Source organism: Nocardia sp. NPDC050713, from assembly GCF_040654315.1.
In the GTDB taxonomy this organism is placed as follows: Bacteria; Actinomycetota; Actinomycetes; order Mycobacteriales; family Mycobacteriaceae; genus Nocardia.
In genome coordinates this window covers 184,537-203,625 of record NZ_JBFAHS010000015.1, presented here as the reverse complement: position 1 = coordinate 203,625, position 19,089 = coordinate 184,537, and the positions used below count along the sequence as shown (strand labels likewise).

Sequence of the window (19,089 nt, the reverse complement as noted above, 5' to 3'; positions counted from 1 at the left end):
GTTTCGGTGCGCAACGCCCGCCGACTGTCTAGGCTCACGAAGCTTGTTGTCAGATCACCTGGAGTATCTCCGATGACGATGTCCTCGTCCGCAACGCACGGCAGGTCCGCGCGCGATTCGCCCATCGATACCGACGGCCCGCGGGTGCCGCTGTATTCGCCGGAGTTCGCGGCGGACCCGCACCGGGTCTATCGCGAGATGCGCGACCGCTACGGGTCTTTGGTGCCGGTGGACTTGGCGCCGGGTATCCCCGCGACCCTGGTGATCGGCTACTACACCGCGGTCCGGATCTTCAATGACCCGGACCATTTTCCGGCCGACCCGCGAGCATGGCAGCAGAACATTCCAGCGGACTGTCCAGTGCTGCCGATGATGCAGTGGCGGCCGAACGCTTTGCGCAACGCGGGCGCCGACCATGCGAGGTATCGGAAGACGAATACCGCGGGTCTGGATCAGGTCGATCAGTACGGTTTGCACGCCACGGTCGCGGCGCTCGCGGTGCCGCTCATCAATTCCTTCTGTACCGAGGGCTCCGCGGATCTGGTGCGCCAGTACGCGTTTCCGCTCGCCTTCGGGGTGCTCAATGCCCTGCTCGGCTCACCGGCCGAGATCGCGGCCCGCGCCGCAAAAGGGATGGCCGCCGTGTTCGAGGGCGCCGACGCCGAACAGGGCAACCAGATGCTCATCGGCGCACTGCTGGAACTGACCCAGCTGAAGCGCGCCGAGCCCGGCGATGACGTCACGACGCGGATGCTGCAACATCCGGCGGGGTTGAGCGACACCGAAATGGTGCATCAATTGGGCACGCTGTACGGAGCGGGCATCGAGCCCCAACAGAACTTGATCATCAACACCCTGCTGTTGATCCTCACCGAGGAACGGTTCGGCGGGAGCGTACTCGGCGGGAGTCTGTCCACCCGGGACGCACTCGACGAGGTGCTGTTCGACGATCCGCCGATGGCGAACTTCTGCATCAGCTTTCCGCGCCAGCCGATTCTGATCGACGGCGTGTGGTTGCCCGCGCATCAACCCGTCGTCATCAGCATAGCCGGCTGCAACAACGACCCGGAGATCAAAGCGGATCAGTACGCGGGCAATCGATCTCACCTGGCGTGGGGTGCCGGGCCGCACGTCTGCCCGGCTAGTTCGATGGCATACCTGATCGCCCAGGAGGCCATCGATCAACTTCTCGACGCCCTGCCCGAACTACGACTTGCGGTACCGCCCGATGAACTGACCTGGCGCCCAGGCCCGTTCCACCGAGCCTTGACCGCCCTGCCCGTCACCTTCCCGGAATCGCCACCGCTGCCGGAGATTCAGGCGGTGAACTCGGAACCCGGCTCTGGGCAGTTCAGCTCTCGGTCCGCTCCGGTTGCGGGATCAGAACGGTGAATGTCGCTCGGGGCGAAGACGCGCTGGCGAACGACCGCCGCACCTCGCACAATCTCAGGCGGCGAAGTCGCGACCAGGACCGCAGAAGTTCGGCCGCGACGGCTCAGGCGAACGGCCACCGCGTCAGGCGGTCCTCGGCGCGCGACTCATAGGGCCGCGCGCCGAGCAGGCGCGCCCGGTGCCGCGCGGCGATCACCTCCTCGCGCGCGCCGGGAAGTCCGAGGATGCCGCGGGCGGTACCGCGGTAGAGCCCGGACGGCCCGAGACACACCAGCCCCGGCCATTGCACGATCAATGTCTCGCCCCACCCCTGGGTGAACGGTTCGAGTTCGGCGGTGAGCTCGACCACCCGGTCGCGCTGCTCCGGCGCGCGCTGACCGACCGTGAGCAGCGCTTCGATCAGCAGCGGCACCCGTACCACCAGGCGCGGGCCGTGCAACCGCCCGGGCAGGGCGATGATCGACTCGATCGTCGACAGCGCGCGCTCGTGATCATCGACCTCCGCCGATGCCATCGCGACCACGAGCGCGAAGTCCTCGTCGAAGTCCTGAGCCATCCGGTCCACTTCGGCGAGTACCTCGCCGAGCCGTCCGCGATGCCACAGCTCGATCGAATTGCTGGTCAGCGCAGAGACTTCGGCGAGCAGCCGAGCGTGATCGTCGACCGCGCCGAGATCGTCGGCGAAGCGTGTCATGAGCGCCTGCGACTCCCGGTAGTCGCCACGCAGCACGGCGAGCATCACTTGCCACCACAGCTGGGTGGCCGCGAGGTCGATGTCGTCGGCGGAAGCGAGCCGGGCGAATTCGGCAGACAGCCGACGGACCAGCCGCATATCGCCCGTCTCGAGGGCACACACGCGGCGCAGGTGGACCGCCGTCGCCCGCGCCGTGCGGTCGTGGCCCGCGAGTTCCTCCAGTTCCTCGGCGATCTTGCGCCGGTCGGCGACGGTTGGCGGCCCCCACGTGCACAGGAACTCGGCCAGCAGTACCTGCGGCCACGATCGGCTTCCGGCCGCGCTGCGCGCCCGTGCCTCGGCCAGCGCGTCGAAATCCCCTGGCAGACCGTGGATCGCGCGGTCCGCGGCCTCGATCGCCTCCGCATCGGCGACCAGCTCGGCGTCGAGATCGAGACGATGCGCCAGTGCCTGCGCCCGCAGCGCCGACGAACCCGCGTGCACCACACCGTATCCGGAGAAGTATCCGGCTACACCACGCGGTGCGGCGAGCAATGCGGTCCGCGCCAGGCCGGACCAATCTCGGCGTTCGGCGCAGCGCCGACCGGCCCGGTCGAAAGACACGGCGGCCGCGTCGTAGTGGCCGAGACGGTGATGCGCCTGCCCCGCAAGCTGATCCAGCTCGATCAGCAGCTCCGCGTCACCGGGGTCGGCGTGCCGGAGCCCGCGCGCGGCGAGTTCGGCGCACTCGGTGAGCGCGTCCCGCCGCAGCGCGTCTCGCGCCGCGACCGAACAAGCATGTGCGGCAGCAGGATCCAGCGAATCGAGGGCGGCGGCACTGCGATGCCGTGCCTGCGCCGTGAGCGCACCGGGTCGCAGATCGGCCAGCGCGTCCGCGATTCGCTTGTGCAGCAGCGCCCTCCGCACTTCACCGATGGTGGCGAGCACGGCATCGCGCACGAGGTCGTGTTCGAAGGCGACGGCGCCGTCCTCGAGCGAGACGACCCGTGCGGCGACGAGCTCACCGATCCGATCGTCGAACCGTGGCTCGCTGTCGGCGGCCGCGACCAGTCCGATCGACGCGCGCGTACCGATCACGGCCAGCACCTCGGCGAGCGCTCGCGCCGAGGGCGAGACAGCGGACAGCTTCGCCGTCGTGATCTCAGGGGCCGAGCCGCTGACGTCCAACGGGCGGCCCGCGCGAACGAGATCGCACAGTTGCGCCGCGACGAACGGACTACCGGCGCTCGAGTCGATGATCTGATCGCGCACCTCCGGACCGACCGAACCGAGATCGTTGCGAACCAACTCGTCCACGGCCGCGGCGGACAGCGGAGGCAGGTCCACCACGACGTGAGCGCCCGCGGACTGGAGCGAGTTCACCTCCGCCGGGAGCGGCTCGGGGCGAACCGTCAGAAGCAGCAGCACAGGGTGGCCGCGCAGCACCCGCATGGCCGCCGCGATCATCCGAACCGAATCGGGATCGGCCCACTGCACGTCGTCGATGACCGCGACCAGATGTCCGGTCTCCCGCGCTACCTCGGCGAACAGCGCGGCGAGCGCGCGCGGTGTGGGGACATCGGGCACGGCGCGTCCGGCCAGCGCGGCCTGATCCAGCCACGGCATCAGCGTCGCCAACGCCGAGGCGCCCGTCCCGCTGATCCCCGCGGTGAAGAAGGCCACCTCGCCGTGGCGCCGCATGACGTCCTCGACGACGGCCGTCTTGCCGATGCCGGGCGCGCCGCGCACCGTCACGACGGTCAGTCCCTGCCGGGACCGGTTCCACGCACGATTCAAGACAGCGGCGACGTCCGCACGTCCCACGAGGACCGATCGTTCCGCCGGGGCCGCCGCGGGCTTGGCCGGAGTGCGGATCTCGTTCTCGACCCGGACGGTGTCGGGCGCGGGATCGAGCCCGAGATCCTCCCGCAGCGAGCGGCGCAGTCGAACGAGAACGTCGAGGGCGTCGGAGACCCGTCCGCAGTCGCGCAGCGCCAGCGCCAGCAGCCGTGCCGTTCCTTCCCGCTGTGGATGCCGCTCGCATTCGTCGGTGAGCAGGGTGACCGCGTGCCGGGCGCGTCCGAGCACGATCAAACCCTCGGCGCACATCTCGACGAGTTCCGATCGCAGCTCGACCAGACGCGCCCGTTCCGGAGCGAGTTCGGCGACGTCGTCGACATCGCAGAGCGCCTCGCCGCGCCACAGGCGCAAGGCGCGTTCGAGCAGATCGACGGTTCGTCCGACATCACCGTCGGCGTGCGCCGCGCGCGCTTCCCTGGACAGCACGTCGAGCAAGTCGAGGTCGGTGCCGGATCCACCGCACCGCAGCACGTAGCCGTTCGGACTGGTCTCGATCCGGAATTCCGGAAGTGGCCGCAACGTCCGGCGCAACCGTGAGACGTAGCCCTGCAGCGTGACCAGTGCGCTCTCCGGCGGGCTGCCCCGCCACAGCAATTCGCACAGGTACGGCGCGCTCCGGGCGGTGCGTTCGGCCGCGAGAATCACCAAGAGCTCGGCGTGTTTGCGTGCCGGGATGGTGAGGCGGGCGCCGTCCGGGCCGCGCACTTCCAGCGGCCCGAGCACCGAGATGGCCGGGCGGTCGTCCTCGGACCCGCCGCGCACCAGCGTCACACCAGCGCCCTGGTCGACCCTTGGCCCATGACACACACGCAAGCACTCCTACCAACCCACACCACCGGCGAAACTCGGGCCATCGGCCCCTCTCGCGAGACTGTACTGCGGATGTGCGGCGCCGCACTGGCCTTCGCGGGCCCCCTGTGCATCGCGGGCGGCACACTGCATCCGATCGTGGCGGGCAAGAGCCATTCGGTCGAGGCGCTCACCAGCCCCGGCGCGCCGCTCGCGCAGATCCTGCTCGGCATCGGAACCGTTCTGCTGATCCTCGGCCTGCCCGGGATGTACGCGTGGATGCGGCCGAGACTCGGCACGGCCGGATTCGTCGGCCTGATCTGCTACCTGCTCGCCAACGTCGTCACCGCGGCCGGTCACCTCACCGTCGAGTTGTTCGTCGCCTACCCGTTCGCGGCTGATTCCGGCACCGCGCACCTGATCGCGGGCAACGACAACATGATCGACACCACGGCGTTCGAATTGTTCAACATCATCGGCGCTGTCGTCCTGCTCGCCGGGCTGGGCCTGATGGGCGGGAGCATGTTGCGCAACAGCACGGTGCCCCGCTGGATCGCGATACTCACCCTGGTCGCCGGGCTCGGCTTCTTCCTGCCGGTTCCGCCCACCCAAGGCCTCACCGGATTCCTCTACGAGGCGCCGCGCGGCATCGTCGTCGCCGCGATCGGTGTGCTGATGTTGCGGTGGCCGGGCGGATTGCGGCGGTGGGCGGAGGACTCGGATCGCTAGCGGAACCCATTGTCACGGGCGGGCGGGTTTGAACGCGAACCCGACTTTCACGAGTCCGTGGTCACCGGTGCCGCTCTCGCGGTGGTTCTCGAAATTCAAATGGTCGTTGTTGATGGTGAGCCCGTCGAACAGCCACACGCGTTTGCGGCTGTTGTCGTAGAACTGTTCGCTGACGAGCACATGATCGAGCGATTCGCGAATGTCTTGGTGCACGTGGGTGTAGTAGACGTCGCGGGTATCGCGGTACTCCTGCAACGTCTGGGCGGTGTAGAGGCCGTTGTCCACGCCGCCCAGCGAGTCCCCGACCAGGTAGCGGGGCTGCTCGGTCAGGATGTTGGCGGTGTTGCTGTGCTGGCCGTCGTTGATGTCGCCGAGCACGACGACCGGCGTCGCGGTGCCCTTCATCGCGGTGGTGAGCAGGACGCGCAGCGCCACCGCCTCGGCGGTGCGGCGAATTGTCGACAGCCCCGCACCCAGCGCCAGCTGATGCGGCTTGAAGGTGTCCGGATCGTCCTGGAACCACTGCTCGCCCGCCAGGCTGGTCGGCAGTTTGGATTTGAGGTGGACGACGAACACCTCGGTCGGCTGACCGTCCCGCAGTTCGACGCTGAAGTGCAGTACCGGTCGGGAGAACCGGTCGATGGCGACCCGGATCTGCGGTGCTTGCGGGTCGTTTCGATCGTCGGTGGATTCCAGGCGGACCGCCTCGGAGAAGTCCGCGATCCACTGCGGATCGCCGTGCAGAAGGCCTTTGCGGACCAGCGCCGCGCAGATGATCCGGGATCCGTCCGCGGGATCGGCGAGCACATCGTAGGTCGCCTCCAATCCCCCGGCGGCGACCACCTTCTCCAACGCGGTCTTGCTCCACACCTCCTGTAGACCCACGATGTCGACGTCCAGCGTGGTGAGCTGACCCGCGATCCAATCCGCCTTCCGCGTGAATTCCGCTTCCGTCCAGGGACGTTGACCCGGATTCATCGGTTGTCCGGGGTCCTGGAGGTTGAACATGTTGAACGTGGCGACGCTGAAACGATTCAGGTTCATCGCGCACTCCCTCGAAATCGATCGGTCGAGTTACCGCGCGGCCGAATGGTGCATTGACTCAACCGATCATGCCGCCCACGCAGGGCCTTGCCCTGCGTAGTCGACTACTCGATCGAGGCTTTCTCGACCGGTAGTCCGGCCAACGCCCATTCCAGCATTCCCTCGTCGAGGCGTTTGACCTCCCGACCGGACTGCTGCGCGATGCGGATCGCGTCGGGCGCCATGACGCAGTAGGCACCGCGGCAGTAGGCGACGATGTCCCGGTCGGCGGGCAGCTCGGCGAGTCGGGCGGCGAGTTCGGCGAGCGGAATGTTGATGGCGCCCGGGATGTGCCCGGCGTCGTATTCCTCGTGGGGGCGGACGTCGACGAGGATGATCTCCCCGGCGTCGCGGCGGCGGATGAGTTCGTCGCGGGTGATCGCGTCTTCGGGAGAGCCGAGCGCGGCGGCGGCCGCGAGGGCGACGTCGGCGAGGTGCGCTTCGGCGACGCTCTGCACTAGCGCGAACAAGCGAGCGACGTCGGTCCCGGCAAGCCGGTAGTGCTGGCGGGTTCCGTCGCGTCGCGCCTCGACCAGACCGCTGGATTTGAGCGTTTGCAGGTTCGCCGAGGCGGTGGTCAGGTTCATGCCGGTCGCGGTGGCGATCGCCTCGACCGTGCGCTCGCCCTGGGCGAGCAGATCGAGGATCTGCAGTCTGCGACCGTTGCCCAGCGCCTTGCCGACGCGGGCGACCTGGTCGAACAGAGCGGCCTTGGGACCGGACGACTCGCTCACGCTTGCTTCTCCAATACTCTTTGGAATAGCTTATTCCACAGTTCCTTGGAACAACATCGAACATGGCGATTGTATTCGCGACCGCTTGCCCCGCCCGCTCGACAGCGGCTCACCAGGAAGACCTTCTCGTGGCCACCGGCACCACCAGCATCACCTCCGACACCCCGCTCCCCGACACCGCACGAGCGCAGCGCCGCATCCTGATCGTCCTGGTCTCCGCGCAGATCCTCAGCGGCGCGGGACTGGCCGCCGGAATCACCGTCGGCGCGTTGCTGGCCCAGGACATGCTCGACTCCACCAGCCTGGCCGGACTGCCCAGCGCCCTGTTCACCGCCGGTTCCGCGCTCGCCGCCGTCGCCGTCGGACGTCTTTCCCAAGCCCGCGGGCGCCGTCCCGGTCTGGCCGCCGGGTACCTCACCGGCGCGATCGGCAGCCTCGGCGTCATCGCCGCCGCCGTGCTGAACAACCTGGCGCTGCTGTTCATCGCGCTGTTCGTCTACGGCGCGGGCACCGCAACCAACCTGCAAGCCCGGTACGCCGGAGCCGATCTGGCCACCGCTTCGCACCGGGGTCGCGCCGTGTCCACCGTGCTGGTCGCGACCACTCTCGGCGGTGTCATCGGCCCGAATCTCGCCGCCCCGACCGGCGGATTGGCCCAGAGCTTGGGCATCCCCTACCTGGCCGGGCCGTTCCTGCTCGCCGCGGCGGCCTACGCCTTGGCCGCGCTCGTGCTCGCGGTGTCGCTGCGGCCGGACCCGCTACTGCTGGCACGGGAACTGGGCACGACGGATGCGGCGACCACACAGACGGCGCCTGTCGACGATTCCGGCAAGGGCATCGCCGCGGGCGGCTTGGTCATGGCGCTGACGCAGCTGGTCATGGTGGCGATCATGACCATGACTCCGGTCCACATGCACGCCCACGGCCACAGCACCGCCGCGGCTGGGCTGGTGATCGCCATCCACGTCGGCGCCATGTACCTGCCCTCGCCGCTGACCGGCTGGCTCGTCGACCGCTACGGTCGCCTACCTGTCGCCGCCGCGTCGGGGGTGACACTGCTCGCCGCGGGACTCCTCGCGGCCGCCGCACCCGGCGACTCCATGGTGTTGCTCGCGCTCGCGCTGACGCTGCTGGGGTTGGGCTGGAATCTCGGGCTCGTGGCGGGCACGGCCATCATCACCGACACGGTGCCGCTCGCCACCCGCGCCAAAACCCAAGGCGCGGTGGATGTCTCGATCGCCGTCGCTGGAGCGACCGGCGGCATGGGGTCCGGGCTGATGGTCGCGGCGACCAGCTATCCAGCCCTGGCTCTCGCCGGTGGCGTGCTCGCGGTGGCGGTCGTGCCGATCGCGGCGTTCACCGGGTTCAGCCGGTCGGCATCGAGATAGCCATTCGGGTGGCGCGCGCCTGTCCCTTCGACGACCTCGCGCGACGTAGCTTGGGCTCATGGACGAGCAGCCGTCTACGCACAAGTTCCTCGACGACACCAGCGTCGACGAGATCGCGGAACGCGCACGGCAAGACCTGGGATCGGATCATCCCCGCTGAGTCAACGCGCCGCGCTCGTCGCTGAGACCTGATTCGAGCCATTCGAAAGATCAAGTCCGGCAACTTGTTTGTCGCGATCTGTGGGATTGCGCCAGGGCGAACGAAACTGGTCGCGGTGACAAAGATCTCCCCCTCGCCGTCGAGCGCCTCGGCGGGTGATGACCGCTGCTATCGTCGGAAGCGTTCATGGCGCCGGGTGAGGGACCGCGCGCTTCATTCGCGCGCGAGGACGAACCCTCTTGAAGTATGTACCCCGCCTGGTCCTGTTCCTGGCTGTTCCGGCCCTGCTGATCTCGCTGCCGTGGTGGACGTTGGTGGCGGCGCCGACCCAGGGAACCGGCTCGCTGTTCTGGCTCGGCTCGGCGCTGGCCGCCCTGACGTTCTGCTGCCTGCCCGCGGCGATGTATCTCGGCCACGGACACGCGCAGTCGGATGCCGCCTCGATCGTCGGCGACACGCTGCTCGGCGTGATGTGGGTGGTGTTCAGCTGGTCGGTCTTCGGCAACCTCGCACGCCTCGGGCTCGCCGTGGCCGGTGTCGACGATCCGGCCCGTTCCCGGATCGTCGCCGCGGGCGTGTTCGCCGCCTCCGCCGCGCTCGTGGTGTGGGGCGTGGTCGAAGCACGGCGGGTGCCGCGGGTTCGCACCGTGGAGGTATCCATCCCCGGACTCGGTCCGGCGCTGGACGGCCTGCGCCTGGTGGTCGTCACCGACACCCACTTCGCCGCGCTCGACCGATTGCGCTGGTCGGAGCGCGTTGTCGAGGTGGTCAACGCGCAACGTCCCGATATCGCTTGCCACGCGGGTGATCTCGCGGACGGCTCGGTGGCGAAGCGGCACGCGCAGGTCGATCCGCTCGGCAAGGTCGAGGCCGAGCTCGGCCGGTTCTACATCACCGGCAACCACGAGTACTTCGGCGACGCGCCAGGCTGGATCGACCACATGAGTTCGCTCGGCTGGCAACCGCTGCGCAATCAGCACGTGACGGTGCGCCGCGGCGACGATCAGCTGGTGATCGCCGGTATCGATGACCCGACGGGCGTGGGCTTGACCGGTCACGGCCCGGACCTGACGACCGCGCTCGCCGGTGCCGACCCCGACGCGCCGGTCGTGCTGCTCGCCCACCAACCCAGGCAGATCATCGACGCCGTGGCCGCGGGTGTCGCACTCCAGATCTCGGGCCACACCCACGGCGGCCAGATCTGGCCCTTCCACTATCTCGTCCGGCTCGAGCAGCCCGTTGTCGCGGGACTGAGCCGCCACGGCGACACCCAGCTCTACACCAGCCGGGGAACTGGCTTCTGGGGGCCGCAACTGCGGGTCTTCGCACCGAGCGAGATCACCGTGCTGGTCCTGCGTCCGCAGTAGCGGAACGCCGCCGCGGCGTGCGGGCAGCGTGTTTCGTCCACGCAGTCGTTGCTCGGCTTCCGCCTCCCCCGCTGATGTGCCCCGGCCGTTCCTACGACCGGCATCGGTGGCAGCCAGAAACGCGCCTGTCTCGCCACTGGACTTCCGGTGTGGTGGACCGCTGGCGTACGATTAACGATGCAATTTCGATGCAGCACACCGGCGTGTTGTGTGCGGGCAACGGGGTACTCGACGCACGAGCGGTGCACTCCCGGAGACGCGAGGTGCGGACATGCGATGCGTGATATTCGGGGCGACCGGATATATCGGCGGCCGTCTGGTTCCCGAGCTTCTTCGCGCCGGTCATACCGTCCGGGTAGTCGCGCGCAACCCCGGGAAGCTCGCCGACGCACCGTGGCGCGATCGGGTCGAGATCCTGCGCGGCGATGTCCTCAGCGATGACGACGTTCGCCGCTGCGTCGCCGATCAGCAGGTGCTCTACTATCTGGTCCACTCGCTCGACCGAGCGGATTTCGGCGAGATCGACCGCGCGGCCGCCACTCGGGTCGCGGCCGCCGCCGCGGCGGCGCGGGTCGGTCGCATCATCTACCTCGGCGGCATCACCCCCACGGGGCAAACCCTTTCGCGCCACCTCGCATCACGCGCCGAAGTCGGCAGGATCTTCCTGGCCTCTCCCGTCCCCACGCTGGTTCTGCGGGCCGGTGTAGTCATCGGGTCCGGCTCGGCGAGCTTCGAGATCCTTCGCTACCTCACCGAGCGGCTACCCGTCATGGTCACGCCGCGGTGGGTGCGGAGCAAGGTTCAACCGATCGCTGTCCGCGACGTCCTCTACTACCTGGTGCGGGGTGCGGACCTGACGCCGGACCGAACCGGCGCCTTCGACATCGGAGGCCCGGACATCGTCACCTACGAAGAAATGATGCGAACGTACGCCGAGGTCGCGCAGCTGCCTCGCCGGATCGTCATCCCGGTACCACTGCTGACGCCCTGGTTGTCCAGCCAGTGGGTCAACTTGGTGACACCGGTACCGCGCGCGATCGCCGTTCCCCTGATGGAATCGCTGATCAACGACGTCGCCTGCGCCGACCACTCGATAGCGCACCTCATCCCGGACCCGCCAGCGGGGCCGATACCGTTCCGCGAGGCGATCTCGTTGGCGCTCACCAGAATTCGAGACCTCGACGTCCCGACCCGGTGGTCGGATGCCAGTCCCCCACGGACGCCGTCGGATCCACTGCCGACGGACCCCGAGTGGTCGGGCGGCTCCCTGTACCGCGACGTCCGCGAACTATCGACTTCCGCGGATCCCGAGGTCCTGTGGTCGGTGATCGAGTCGGTCGGCGGGGAACACGGGTGGTACTCGTTTCCCCTGGCGTGGGCGCTTCGCGGATGGCTGGATCGAATCGCGGGCGGTGTCGGTCTCCGTCGCGGGCGCCGGGATCCACACAAACTCCACCAGGGTGAGGCTCTGGATTGGTGGCGCGTCGAAACACTGGAACGCCCTCGACTGCTTCGACTGCGGGCCGAGATGCTCCTTCCCGGACAGGCATGGCTCGAACTGTCCGTCACGCCGACACCCGAAGGCGGCGCGCGCTACCGGCAGTGCGCGGTGTTCGAACCACGGGGACTGGCCGGGCATGCGTACTGGCACTCGATAGCGCCCTTCCATGCCGTCGTGTTCGGCGGTATGGCTCGCAACATCACGGCGAAAGCCGAAGCGGCGTAACGCCTATGGTCGGTCGCGAGGACCGGCTATCCGATCGACCGCGTCGGCCAGCGTGGTCACCGGAGTGGCCCGAGCCGCAAGGACGACCGAGTCCCAGCCCGGTCCGCCGACGAACACCCGGGCGCCTGCCGCCGCGCATGCCCGCACCGCCGATGTGAGCGCCGTGGATTCGTGCTGCGACCAGAGCACCACGTCGGGGCAGGAATCGGTGCGCGCGAGGGCATCGGCGAGAGCGGCGGTGGGCACATCGGCGCCGAGCATCCAGGCGCGCACGCCGCGCTCGGCAAGCGCTGCGCGCAAGGTCTCCAGCGGGAGTACATGCGTCTCACCGCCTGTACACGCGAGTACCGCGGCGTGCGCCTTCGTTGGCGTGGTGGGCGGGACATAGCTGTGCAGGGCCGCGGTGGTCGACCACGACAGCAGGTGCTCGACGTCGATGCACGCCTCGCCCGCGAGCTGCCGTGCGACGATCGCCGCGAAGACGGGGCGGCACAGCATGTTCCAGGAGTCGACAACACCGTAGGCGAGTAGATGCGCGTTGAGCAGCGCCGACAAGGCTTCGGCATCGAGCGCGAACGCGGCGGTCGACAGCGGCTCCCAATCCCCGCGGACGGCCGTGGTCCGGCGCCGCTCGGTCACCACGGCCGCCGCGCCGGCCGGGCTCACACCCGCGCGGATCAGCGCGAGCATCCGTTGCAGTGCCGCGATATCGGATTCGCCGTAGCGGCGGTGTTTTCCGGGCTCGTGACGGCTGGGGCCGATGTCGTAGCGGCGATTCCAGCTGCGCAGCGTCGCGGTCGGGATGCCCAAGCGATCGGCTACCGCGCGCACCGAGTAACCGAGCACCTCGGAAGCGGGGTCCGCGGGCCCGAGCTCGCGCCGTCCGTCCTGTATTCGGGCTCGGGACCGCGGACCGCGACCGGTCGGGCGCGCTGCCGCCGGGTCGGATCCAGGTGTCGCACCGTTGGGAGTCACGAACCCACTCTTCTCACTGGCAGGAATCGTCTCCTCCAGTATGCATCGTTAGTGCATCGTTTAGTGGTATCGTTGGCCTGAACGAAAGCGAAAGACGCGAGGGGAACGAATCGACGGCACTCGCGGCGACCAGCCGCCCCGACACAAGTGGTGAAGGACATGAACAACACGAAAGCCGTACTGGCGACGATCCTGCTGACTTTCTCGGTCGCGTCCGCCGCGGCCTGTACGGATGACGACACGGACTCCGCGTCGACCGCAGAGCAGACCACCGCACCGACGCAAACGGCGGCGACAGCACCGGGCACAACGACGCCGAGCGGCGATCCGGCCGCCGGACTGGTCGGGCCGGGTTGTGCGGCGTACGCCGAGCAAGTCCCGACGGGACCCGGTTCCGTCGCGAGCATGGCACAAGAACCGGCTGCCGTCGCGGCGTCGAACAGTCCCTTGCTGACTACATTGACCGCCGCCGTATCCGGGCAGCTGAATCCGCAGGTCAACCTCGTCGATACCCTCAATTCCGGCGATTTCACGCTCTTCGCCCCCGTCGACGACGCGTTCGCCGCGGTGGATCCGGCGACGATAGAATCGTTGAAGACCGATGCTCAGGCGCTCACGACCGTGCTGACCTACCATGCGGTGCCCGGTCGGCTCGCCGCGGACCAGGTCGCGGGAACCCATAAGACGGTGCAGGGCTCCGAGGTCACCGTGACACGATCCGGCGACGACATCCAGGTCGCCGACGCCGAGGTGCTCTGCGGCGGGGTCCAGACCGCGAACGCGACGGTGTACCTGATCGATGCGGTACTGATGCCACCGACGAGCTGACCCACCAAGCACCGCGCAGAAAGAACCCACTAGGCGCGCCGGGCACCCGCGATCGAGCGAGAGGCGAACCGATGACCAAGCGCAGGTTCCGTAAAGGCGAGAAGGTCGAATGGGATAGCCACGGCAGCGTCGCCAAGGGCACGGTGGAGGAGAAGATCACCTCCGACACCGAGGCAGCAGGACGCACGGTCCGGGCGTCCGCACAGGATCCGCAGTACCGGGTGCGCAGCGAGAAGTCCGACCGCGACGCGGTACACAAACCCGACGCCCTACGTCCCCGCGACGACTGAACGAAAGAGTCGATTCGTTATGACGAGAGACGACGACAAGGCTCGCGAGGAGTTCGATGCGACCGTCAACATGACGGCGAAAGAACTCGGCCGATGGCTCGACACCGACGAGTCGAAGTCGGTGGGGCAAAAATCCGAGGGCGGCGGTGAGTCCACCGGACACGCCAGCGGCCGAAGGATCATCGAGATCTTGAACAAGAAGAAGGCGGATCTGACCGACGACGACTACGCGCACATGCGCAAGGTCGTCGGTTATGCGCACCGCCATCTCGCGCAACGCCCCTCCGGCGACGCGCAGGACAGCAAGTGGCGCTACTCGTTGATGAACTGGGGGCACGACCCCACGAAGCGATGACCGATCCTGCCACCATGCAACCGGGGTCGAATCCGGTTGCCGCAGTGGCCGGTTCGCGGTCAACAGAGGTCGAGGTTGAACGCGTCCGCAGAAAGCCGGAAAGTTGTTGCCCCGCAGCGCTTCCAGGAAAGCGTCGTTACGGCACGACTTCGATGATGTCGCCGGGCGAGAGGTAGTCGAAGAATTCGCGCGCACCGTCGGGTGTCATGCGGATGCACCCGTGCGACTCCTCTTCGATCGGCCCGATGTGCGTGGCGATGTCACCGTCGAAGAAGACCGCGTACTTCATCCAGACGTGGTGCATGGTGCTCCAGTGATCCTCCCGCTTGAAGTCGACGTCGAAGACACCCACCCGGGTGCGGAAGCCCGCCCTGCCGTGCGAAATCGGCGTGGGGCCGTAGGTAACCCGCCCGTTGTCCATCAGCCACGCCTCGTTCGTGGACAGGCGCATACACCCGCGCGCCGCCTCGGCGGTACACGGCGCCACCACCGGTGCGGGCGGCACCAGCGGCGGCAGGACCAGCGGGGGCACGCCCGGGATGTCCGGTCCACCGGGCCACAACGGTTCACCCATCGCCGGGGCCGCGACGGCGAGGCCGGTGACCGCCGCGCCGATCAGCAACGCGATCCGCGCCACCGGGCGGAATCGACTCTGGCACTTCATGAATCAGACCTGCCTTTCCCTCACCCGGGTAGTTGGACGTGCCGCTCGCGGGGCGAGGGGACGCGCATGGGCGACACGAGAGTCCGAGCTGACCTGAAAGTGTTTTTGATCATTCTGAAGTGGCTTTGGACCCCAACGTGGCAAATCGGGCACGACCGGTAGGCAACCGAGTCGATCTCGATAGCGTCGCGTGATTGCCATTTTCAGAATTTTGTGATTGGCCTGTCCGCCGGGCGATACGGCGTGGCGCGCCGAAATACAGCAATCCGACAGCTACGCTGACGGGCTAGCTATCCGACAGCTACAGTGACGGATCAGCGGCACGGGCTCGGTTGCGGTCGAGCTTGTGCGGTGCGTGCACAACCGAGTGGTTCCGGACGGAGACAGGAGCTCCATGCGAACACGGAAGTGCGGATACGCCCTCGTCACCCTCGCCATGATCGCGACCGTGGCGCTCGCGCCGGGGACGGCCCCCTCGGCGCACGCGACCGTCGCGCCGTTCGGCGACGAGTTCCTCTGGGGAGTCGCGTCATCCGGCTTCCAGTCCGAGGGGCACGCGCCCGACAGCAACTGGACCCGCTACATCGACTCGGGCGAGGCCGGGGACGAGTACCTGAATTCGGTCGACTTCCTCGAGCGCCATCCCGCCGACATAGATCTGGCCGCTCGGCTCGGTGTCCAGGTGTACCGGATCGGGATCGAGTGGGCCCGCCTCCAGCCGGAACCGGGAATCTGGGACGCGGCGGCCTTTCGGTTCTACGACGAGGTGATCGACCGTATCGTCGCGGCCGGTATGCGGCCGATGCTGACTCTCGACCACTGGGTATATCCGGGCTGGGTGAGTGATCGCGGCGGCTGGCGCAATCCGGGCATCGTCGACGACTGGCTGACCACTATGCGAAAGGTGGTGGACCGCTATGCCTCTCGCAACCCGCTGTGGGTCACTTTCAACGAGCCCGCCGCCTATGTCGGCACCGAGCTGCGGATCGGCGCCATCACCGTCGATGAGGCGCCCGTGATGCTGGACCGAATGGCCCAGGCCCACAACACGATCTACGACATCATCCACCACGCCGTGCCCGACGCACAGGTCACAAGCAACCTCGGCTACGTGGCGGGCGCCGAGACCGAGGTCAACCAGCCGATGGTCGACCGCATCGCGGACAAGCTCGACTTCATCGGCGTCGACTACTATTTCGCGGTGCTGCCGGAATCCGGCCAGTCGGTGCAGGGTGGTTCGAACCAGGGTCCGGCCATCTGGGAATTGCCGATTCGCACCGAGGGCATCTACTACGCGCTGCGGCACTATTCACGCCTGTTCCCGGACCGTCCGCTGTACGTCGTGGAGAACGGCATGCCCACCGAGAACGGTGGCCCGCGCGCCGACGGTTACACCCGCTCCGAACACCTCCGCGACACCGTCTACTGGCTGCAGCGCGCCAAGGCCGACGGCATCGACCTGATCGGCTACAACTACTGGAGCCTCACCGACAACTACGAATGGGGTTCCTACACACCCCGTTTCGGCCTCTACACCGTCGACGTCCGCACCGATCCCACGCTCACCCGCCGACCGACCGACGCCGTCGACACCTACCGCACGATCATCCGATCCGGCGGCGTCCCGACCGGCTACCGGCCGACTCGTCCCCCGGCCGAATGCGAACTGGTGGACCCGCCGGAAAGCTGCGATCAAACGGTCGGCCTAACCGATTAGACCGCCCGTGCGCACACGAACACGTGATCGCACCAGGCGCACCGGTCAGTCGAAAGGCGACTTGTCGACCGCGCAACCGGTGCCGTCCGGTGGAAGTTCGCCGGTGAACAGGTATTCCCGCTTGGTTCGCTCGGCGCAGGTGCTCGGCACGTACATACTGCTGTGGCCCGCGCCTTCGATCACCACCACCCGGGCGTCGGCCAGCTGGGCGGCGCCGGCGAAGGCGCCGGCCAACGGGGTGGCCGGGTCGAATCTGCTGTTGAGCACCAGGATCGGCGCGGCGGTGCGGCGGTTCCACGGTCCGGTGTACCGGTCGGCGTCGTGACCTCGCCAGAACGCGCAGGTCGTATTGCCGAACACTGGGATCCGCCCGAAATGCGGCACCCGCAGATCTTCCGCTATCGCCGCACGACTGTAGACCTCGGCGTCGGTCGGCACGACGCTGTCGGCGCACTGGATCGCGTGGTACGCCTCGGTGCGGTTGCCCAGGTAGGACTCGCCGCGCGCGACCGGCAGCAATCCGCGGACGGTGGTGCCCGCGTCGAACAACCTTTGCAGCAGCACCGCGAGGTCCGGGAACGTGGACGGCTGCGCAAGACTCGCCGCCGTATCGAGGACCGACGCGTACGTCCACGTCTGGTCGTCGAGCCTGATGGGCGCCAGGCGAGCCCGCTCGGCGAGTACCGTCCACTTGACCCTCGGATCACCGGAGGAGAACGCGCACCGCGGCCCGGCCGCCGAACACTGTCGCAGGAACGCGTCGAAGGTGGCGGCGATCGCGTCGGCCACGCCCTGCCGAGTGTCCAGCGGAACCGTCGTGCCTTGCCCGTTGTGCCCGTTGACGTTGCCCTCGAAGTCCATCGATCCGTCGAAGACCATCGCCCGCACCCGGCTGGGATACATGTTCGCGTAGATCGCGCCGAGCTGGGTGCCGTAGGAGATGCCGTGGTAGGTGAGCTTCGGATCGCCGACGGCGCGGCGCAACAGTTCCAGATCCCGCGCGGTATTGGCGGTCGAGGCGTGGTTCAGTATCGGACCGGCGTGCCGCCCGCAGCGATCGGCGAACTCCTTGGACCAGTCGTAGAACGGGGCCTCTTCGCCTGGCGTCGTTGGCATTTGGGGGCTGGCGCCGAGAAACGCCGTTTGTTCGTCCACCGTCGGGAAACAGCGCGCCGCCGCACTGCGGGCCACCGCTCGGCTGTCCCAGGAGACCACATCGAACCGCGAGCGCAGCTCATCGGAGAACAGCCACGGCCACCGCGCCCGTTCCCGTAGGCGATCCACCCCGGACGGGCCGGGACCCCCGAAGTTGACGAACAGGGTGCCGATGCGCCGACTCGGATCGGCGGCGGGCAGTTTGATCACCGCCAACTCGATCTGATCCTGGTGCGGCTGGTTGTAGTCCAGCGGCACCTTCGCCGACGCGCACTGGAAGCCGTCCTGGCAGTCGGACCACCGCAGCGCCGGGGTTTCCGCCGCCTCGGACAGGCGATCGATGTAGGAGTCGGCGACGTCCTCCGCGGACGCCGACACGGGCACACCGAGTACTCCTACCCCGACCGCGAGTGCCAGCACGGCACGCCGGATCCGATGAGATCTGTTGGGTCCCAAGCGTAGATCCAAGCGAAAGCCTCCTGCGCACAGCTCGACGAACCGGGCGATCTTGTCATACGCGCGGCGGGGCTGCCACAATCCGAGAGCAGGGGCACAACGGATTCGACGAATTTCGACCCGAGAGGTGTCGATGCACGCCGATTCCGGGGTCGGCGGCTAGGGTCTAGTCGGCCCGCGAACGTGGCGGCGTTCCGCGGCCGTCGGGGAAGCGGTCCGTCCTTCGCACGATCGAGTCGGGGGACGGACCTCCCGCGGACAAATGCTTGACTCGTTCCAGAAAACGGACAAGACTTTCGTCCGTGCACACTGCCGAGGAATTCCAGCAGATGCTGCAGGGAGCTTCGCTCCGCGTGACCGCTCCGCGAGTCGCGGTGCTCGGCGCGGTGCACGATCACCCGCACGCCGACACGGATTCGATCATCCGTGCCGTGCGTTCGCGCCTGTCGGCGGTGTCGCACCAGGCGGTGTACGACTCGCTGCGCACGCTCACCGCCGCGGGCCTGATCCGATGCATCCAACCGTCCGGCTCCGTGGCGCGTTACGAGTCGCGGGTCGGCGACAACCACCACCACGTCGTGTGCCGGGCGTGCGGGTCGATCGCCGATGTCGACTGCGCGATCGGCCATGCCCCTTGTCTGACCGCATCCGAGGACCACGGCTTCGCCATCGACGAGGCCGAGGTCATCTACTGGGGTCTGTGTCCCGACTGCGCCGCATCTCAACGTCCCTGATCGCAGCCCGCACC

16 protein-coding genes are annotated in these 19,089 nt (G+C 68.0%); 10 read left to right on the top strand and 6 right to left on the bottom strand.

What is annotated here, in order from left to right; translation table 11 throughout:
* Positions 1-72 precede the first annotated feature (72 nt).
* Positions 73-1,392, top strand: a complete 1,320-nt coding sequence (locus AB0H49_RS26200; RefSeq protein WP_357255086.1) for a cytochrome P450 — start codon at positions 73-75, stop codon at positions 1,390-1,392.
* 103 nt (positions 1,393-1,495) lie between these two features.
* Here AB0H49_RS26200 and AB0H49_RS26195 read toward each other — a convergent pair whose 3' ends face one another.
* A complete protein-coding gene (locus AB0H49_RS26195; RefSeq protein ID WP_357255083.1) occupies positions 1,496-4,696 on the bottom strand; it encodes a BTAD domain-containing putative transcriptional regulator in 3,201 nt (1,066 codons plus the stop codon).
* Positions 4,697-4,723: 27 nt separating this feature from the next.
* Here AB0H49_RS26195 and AB0H49_RS26190 point away from each other — a divergent pair, with 27 nt between their 5' ends.
* Entirely contained in the window at positions 4,724-5,443 is a 720-nt protein-coding gene (locus tag AB0H49_RS26190) for a hypothetical protein (protein WP_357255080.1), read from the top strand.
* 12 nt (positions 5,444-5,455) lie between these two features.
* Here AB0H49_RS26190 and AB0H49_RS26185 read toward each other — a convergent pair whose 3' ends face one another.
* A complete protein-coding gene (locus AB0H49_RS26185) occupies positions 5,456-6,487 on the bottom strand; it encodes an endonuclease/exonuclease/phosphatase family protein (protein WP_357255079.1) in 1,032 nt (343 codons plus the stop codon).
* A 104-nt stretch (positions 6,488-6,591) separates the two neighbouring features.
* A complete protein-coding gene (locus AB0H49_RS26180) occupies positions 6,592-7,260 on the bottom strand; it encodes a metalloregulator ArsR/SmtB family transcription factor (RefSeq protein WP_357255077.1) in 669 nt (222 codons plus the stop codon).
* A gap of 62 nt (positions 7,261-7,322) precedes the next feature.
* Here AB0H49_RS26180 and AB0H49_RS26175 point away from each other — a divergent pair, with 62 nt between their 5' ends.
* The 3 genes from AB0H49_RS26175 (at position 7,323) to AB0H49_RS26165 (ending at position 11,901) form a co-directional block, all read left to right on the top strand.
* Complete coding sequence (locus AB0H49_RS26175) at positions 7,323-8,648, top strand: MFS transporter (protein ID WP_357255075.1); 1,326 nt, start codon at positions 7,323-7,325, stop codon at positions 8,646-8,648.
* 399 nt (positions 8,649-9,047) lie between these two features.
* Positions 9,048-10,175, top strand: coding sequence for a metallophosphoesterase (locus tag AB0H49_RS26170; RefSeq protein ID WP_357255073.1), 1,128 nt, complete (start codon positions 9,048-9,050; stop codon positions 10,173-10,175).
* A gap of 271 nt (positions 10,176-10,446) precedes the next feature.
* Positions 10,447-11,901 carry an SDR family oxidoreductase gene (locus AB0H49_RS26165; RefSeq protein WP_357255071.1) on the top strand — a complete coding sequence of 485 codons (1,455 nt, stop codon included), beginning with the start codon at positions 10,447-10,449 and terminating at the stop codon, positions 11,899-11,901.
* A gap of 3 nt (positions 11,902-11,904) precedes the next feature.
* On the opposite strand, the gene AB0H49_RS26160 is transcribed toward AB0H49_RS26165, so the two are convergent.
* Entirely contained in the window at positions 11,905-12,876 is a 972-nt protein-coding gene (locus AB0H49_RS26160; RefSeq protein ID WP_357255069.1) for a MerR family transcriptional regulator, read from the bottom strand.
* Positions 12,877-13,035: 159 nt separating this feature from the next.
* On the opposite strand from AB0H49_RS26160, the gene AB0H49_RS26155 reads away from it, so the two are divergent.
* The 3 genes from AB0H49_RS26155 (at position 13,036) to AB0H49_RS26145 (ending at position 14,349) form a co-directional block, all read left to right on the top strand.
* Positions 13,036-13,704, top strand: coding sequence for a fasciclin domain-containing protein (locus AB0H49_RS26155; RefSeq protein ID WP_357255067.1), 669 nt, complete (start codon positions 13,036-13,038; stop codon positions 13,702-13,704).
* A gap of 71 nt (positions 13,705-13,775) precedes the next feature.
* Entirely contained in the window at positions 13,776-13,994 is a 219-nt protein-coding gene (locus AB0H49_RS26150) for a DUF2945 domain-containing protein (protein ID WP_355001196.1), read from the top strand.
* 19 nt (positions 13,995-14,013) lie between these two features.
* Complete coding sequence (locus AB0H49_RS26145) at positions 14,014-14,349, top strand: DUF3140 domain-containing protein (protein ID WP_355001195.1); 336 nt, start codon at positions 14,014-14,016, stop codon at positions 14,347-14,349.
* A 136-nt stretch (positions 14,350-14,485) separates the two neighbouring features.
* On the opposite strand, the gene AB0H49_RS26140 is transcribed toward AB0H49_RS26145, so the two are convergent.
* Positions 14,486-15,013 (bottom strand): L,D-transpeptidase, encoded by a 528-nt coding sequence (locus tag AB0H49_RS26140; protein ID WP_355001194.1) that lies wholly within the window; start codon positions 15,011-15,013, stop codon positions 14,486-14,488.
* A 394-nt stretch (positions 15,014-15,407) separates the two neighbouring features.
* Here AB0H49_RS26140 and AB0H49_RS26135 point away from each other — a divergent pair, with 394 nt between their 5' ends.
* Positions 15,408-16,730, top strand: coding sequence for a family 1 glycosylhydrolase (locus tag AB0H49_RS26135; protein ID WP_357255065.1), 1,323 nt, complete (start codon positions 15,408-15,410; stop codon positions 16,728-16,730).
* Between the two features lie 45 nt (positions 16,731-16,775).
* On the opposite strand, the gene AB0H49_RS26130 is transcribed toward AB0H49_RS26135, so the two are convergent.
* Positions 16,776-18,269, bottom strand: a complete 1,494-nt coding sequence (locus AB0H49_RS26130; protein WP_357255063.1) for an alpha/beta hydrolase — start codon at positions 18,267-18,269, stop codon at positions 16,776-16,778.
* Between the two features lie 401 nt (positions 18,270-18,670).
* Here AB0H49_RS26130 and AB0H49_RS26125 point away from each other — a divergent pair, with 401 nt between their 5' ends.
* On the top strand, positions 18,671-19,075 hold the full coding sequence (locus tag AB0H49_RS26125; RefSeq protein ID WP_174554798.1) for a Fur family transcriptional regulator: 405 nt from the start codon (positions 18,671-18,673) through the stop codon (positions 19,073-19,075).
* The last annotated feature ends 14 nt before the right edge of the window (positions 19,076-19,089 follow it).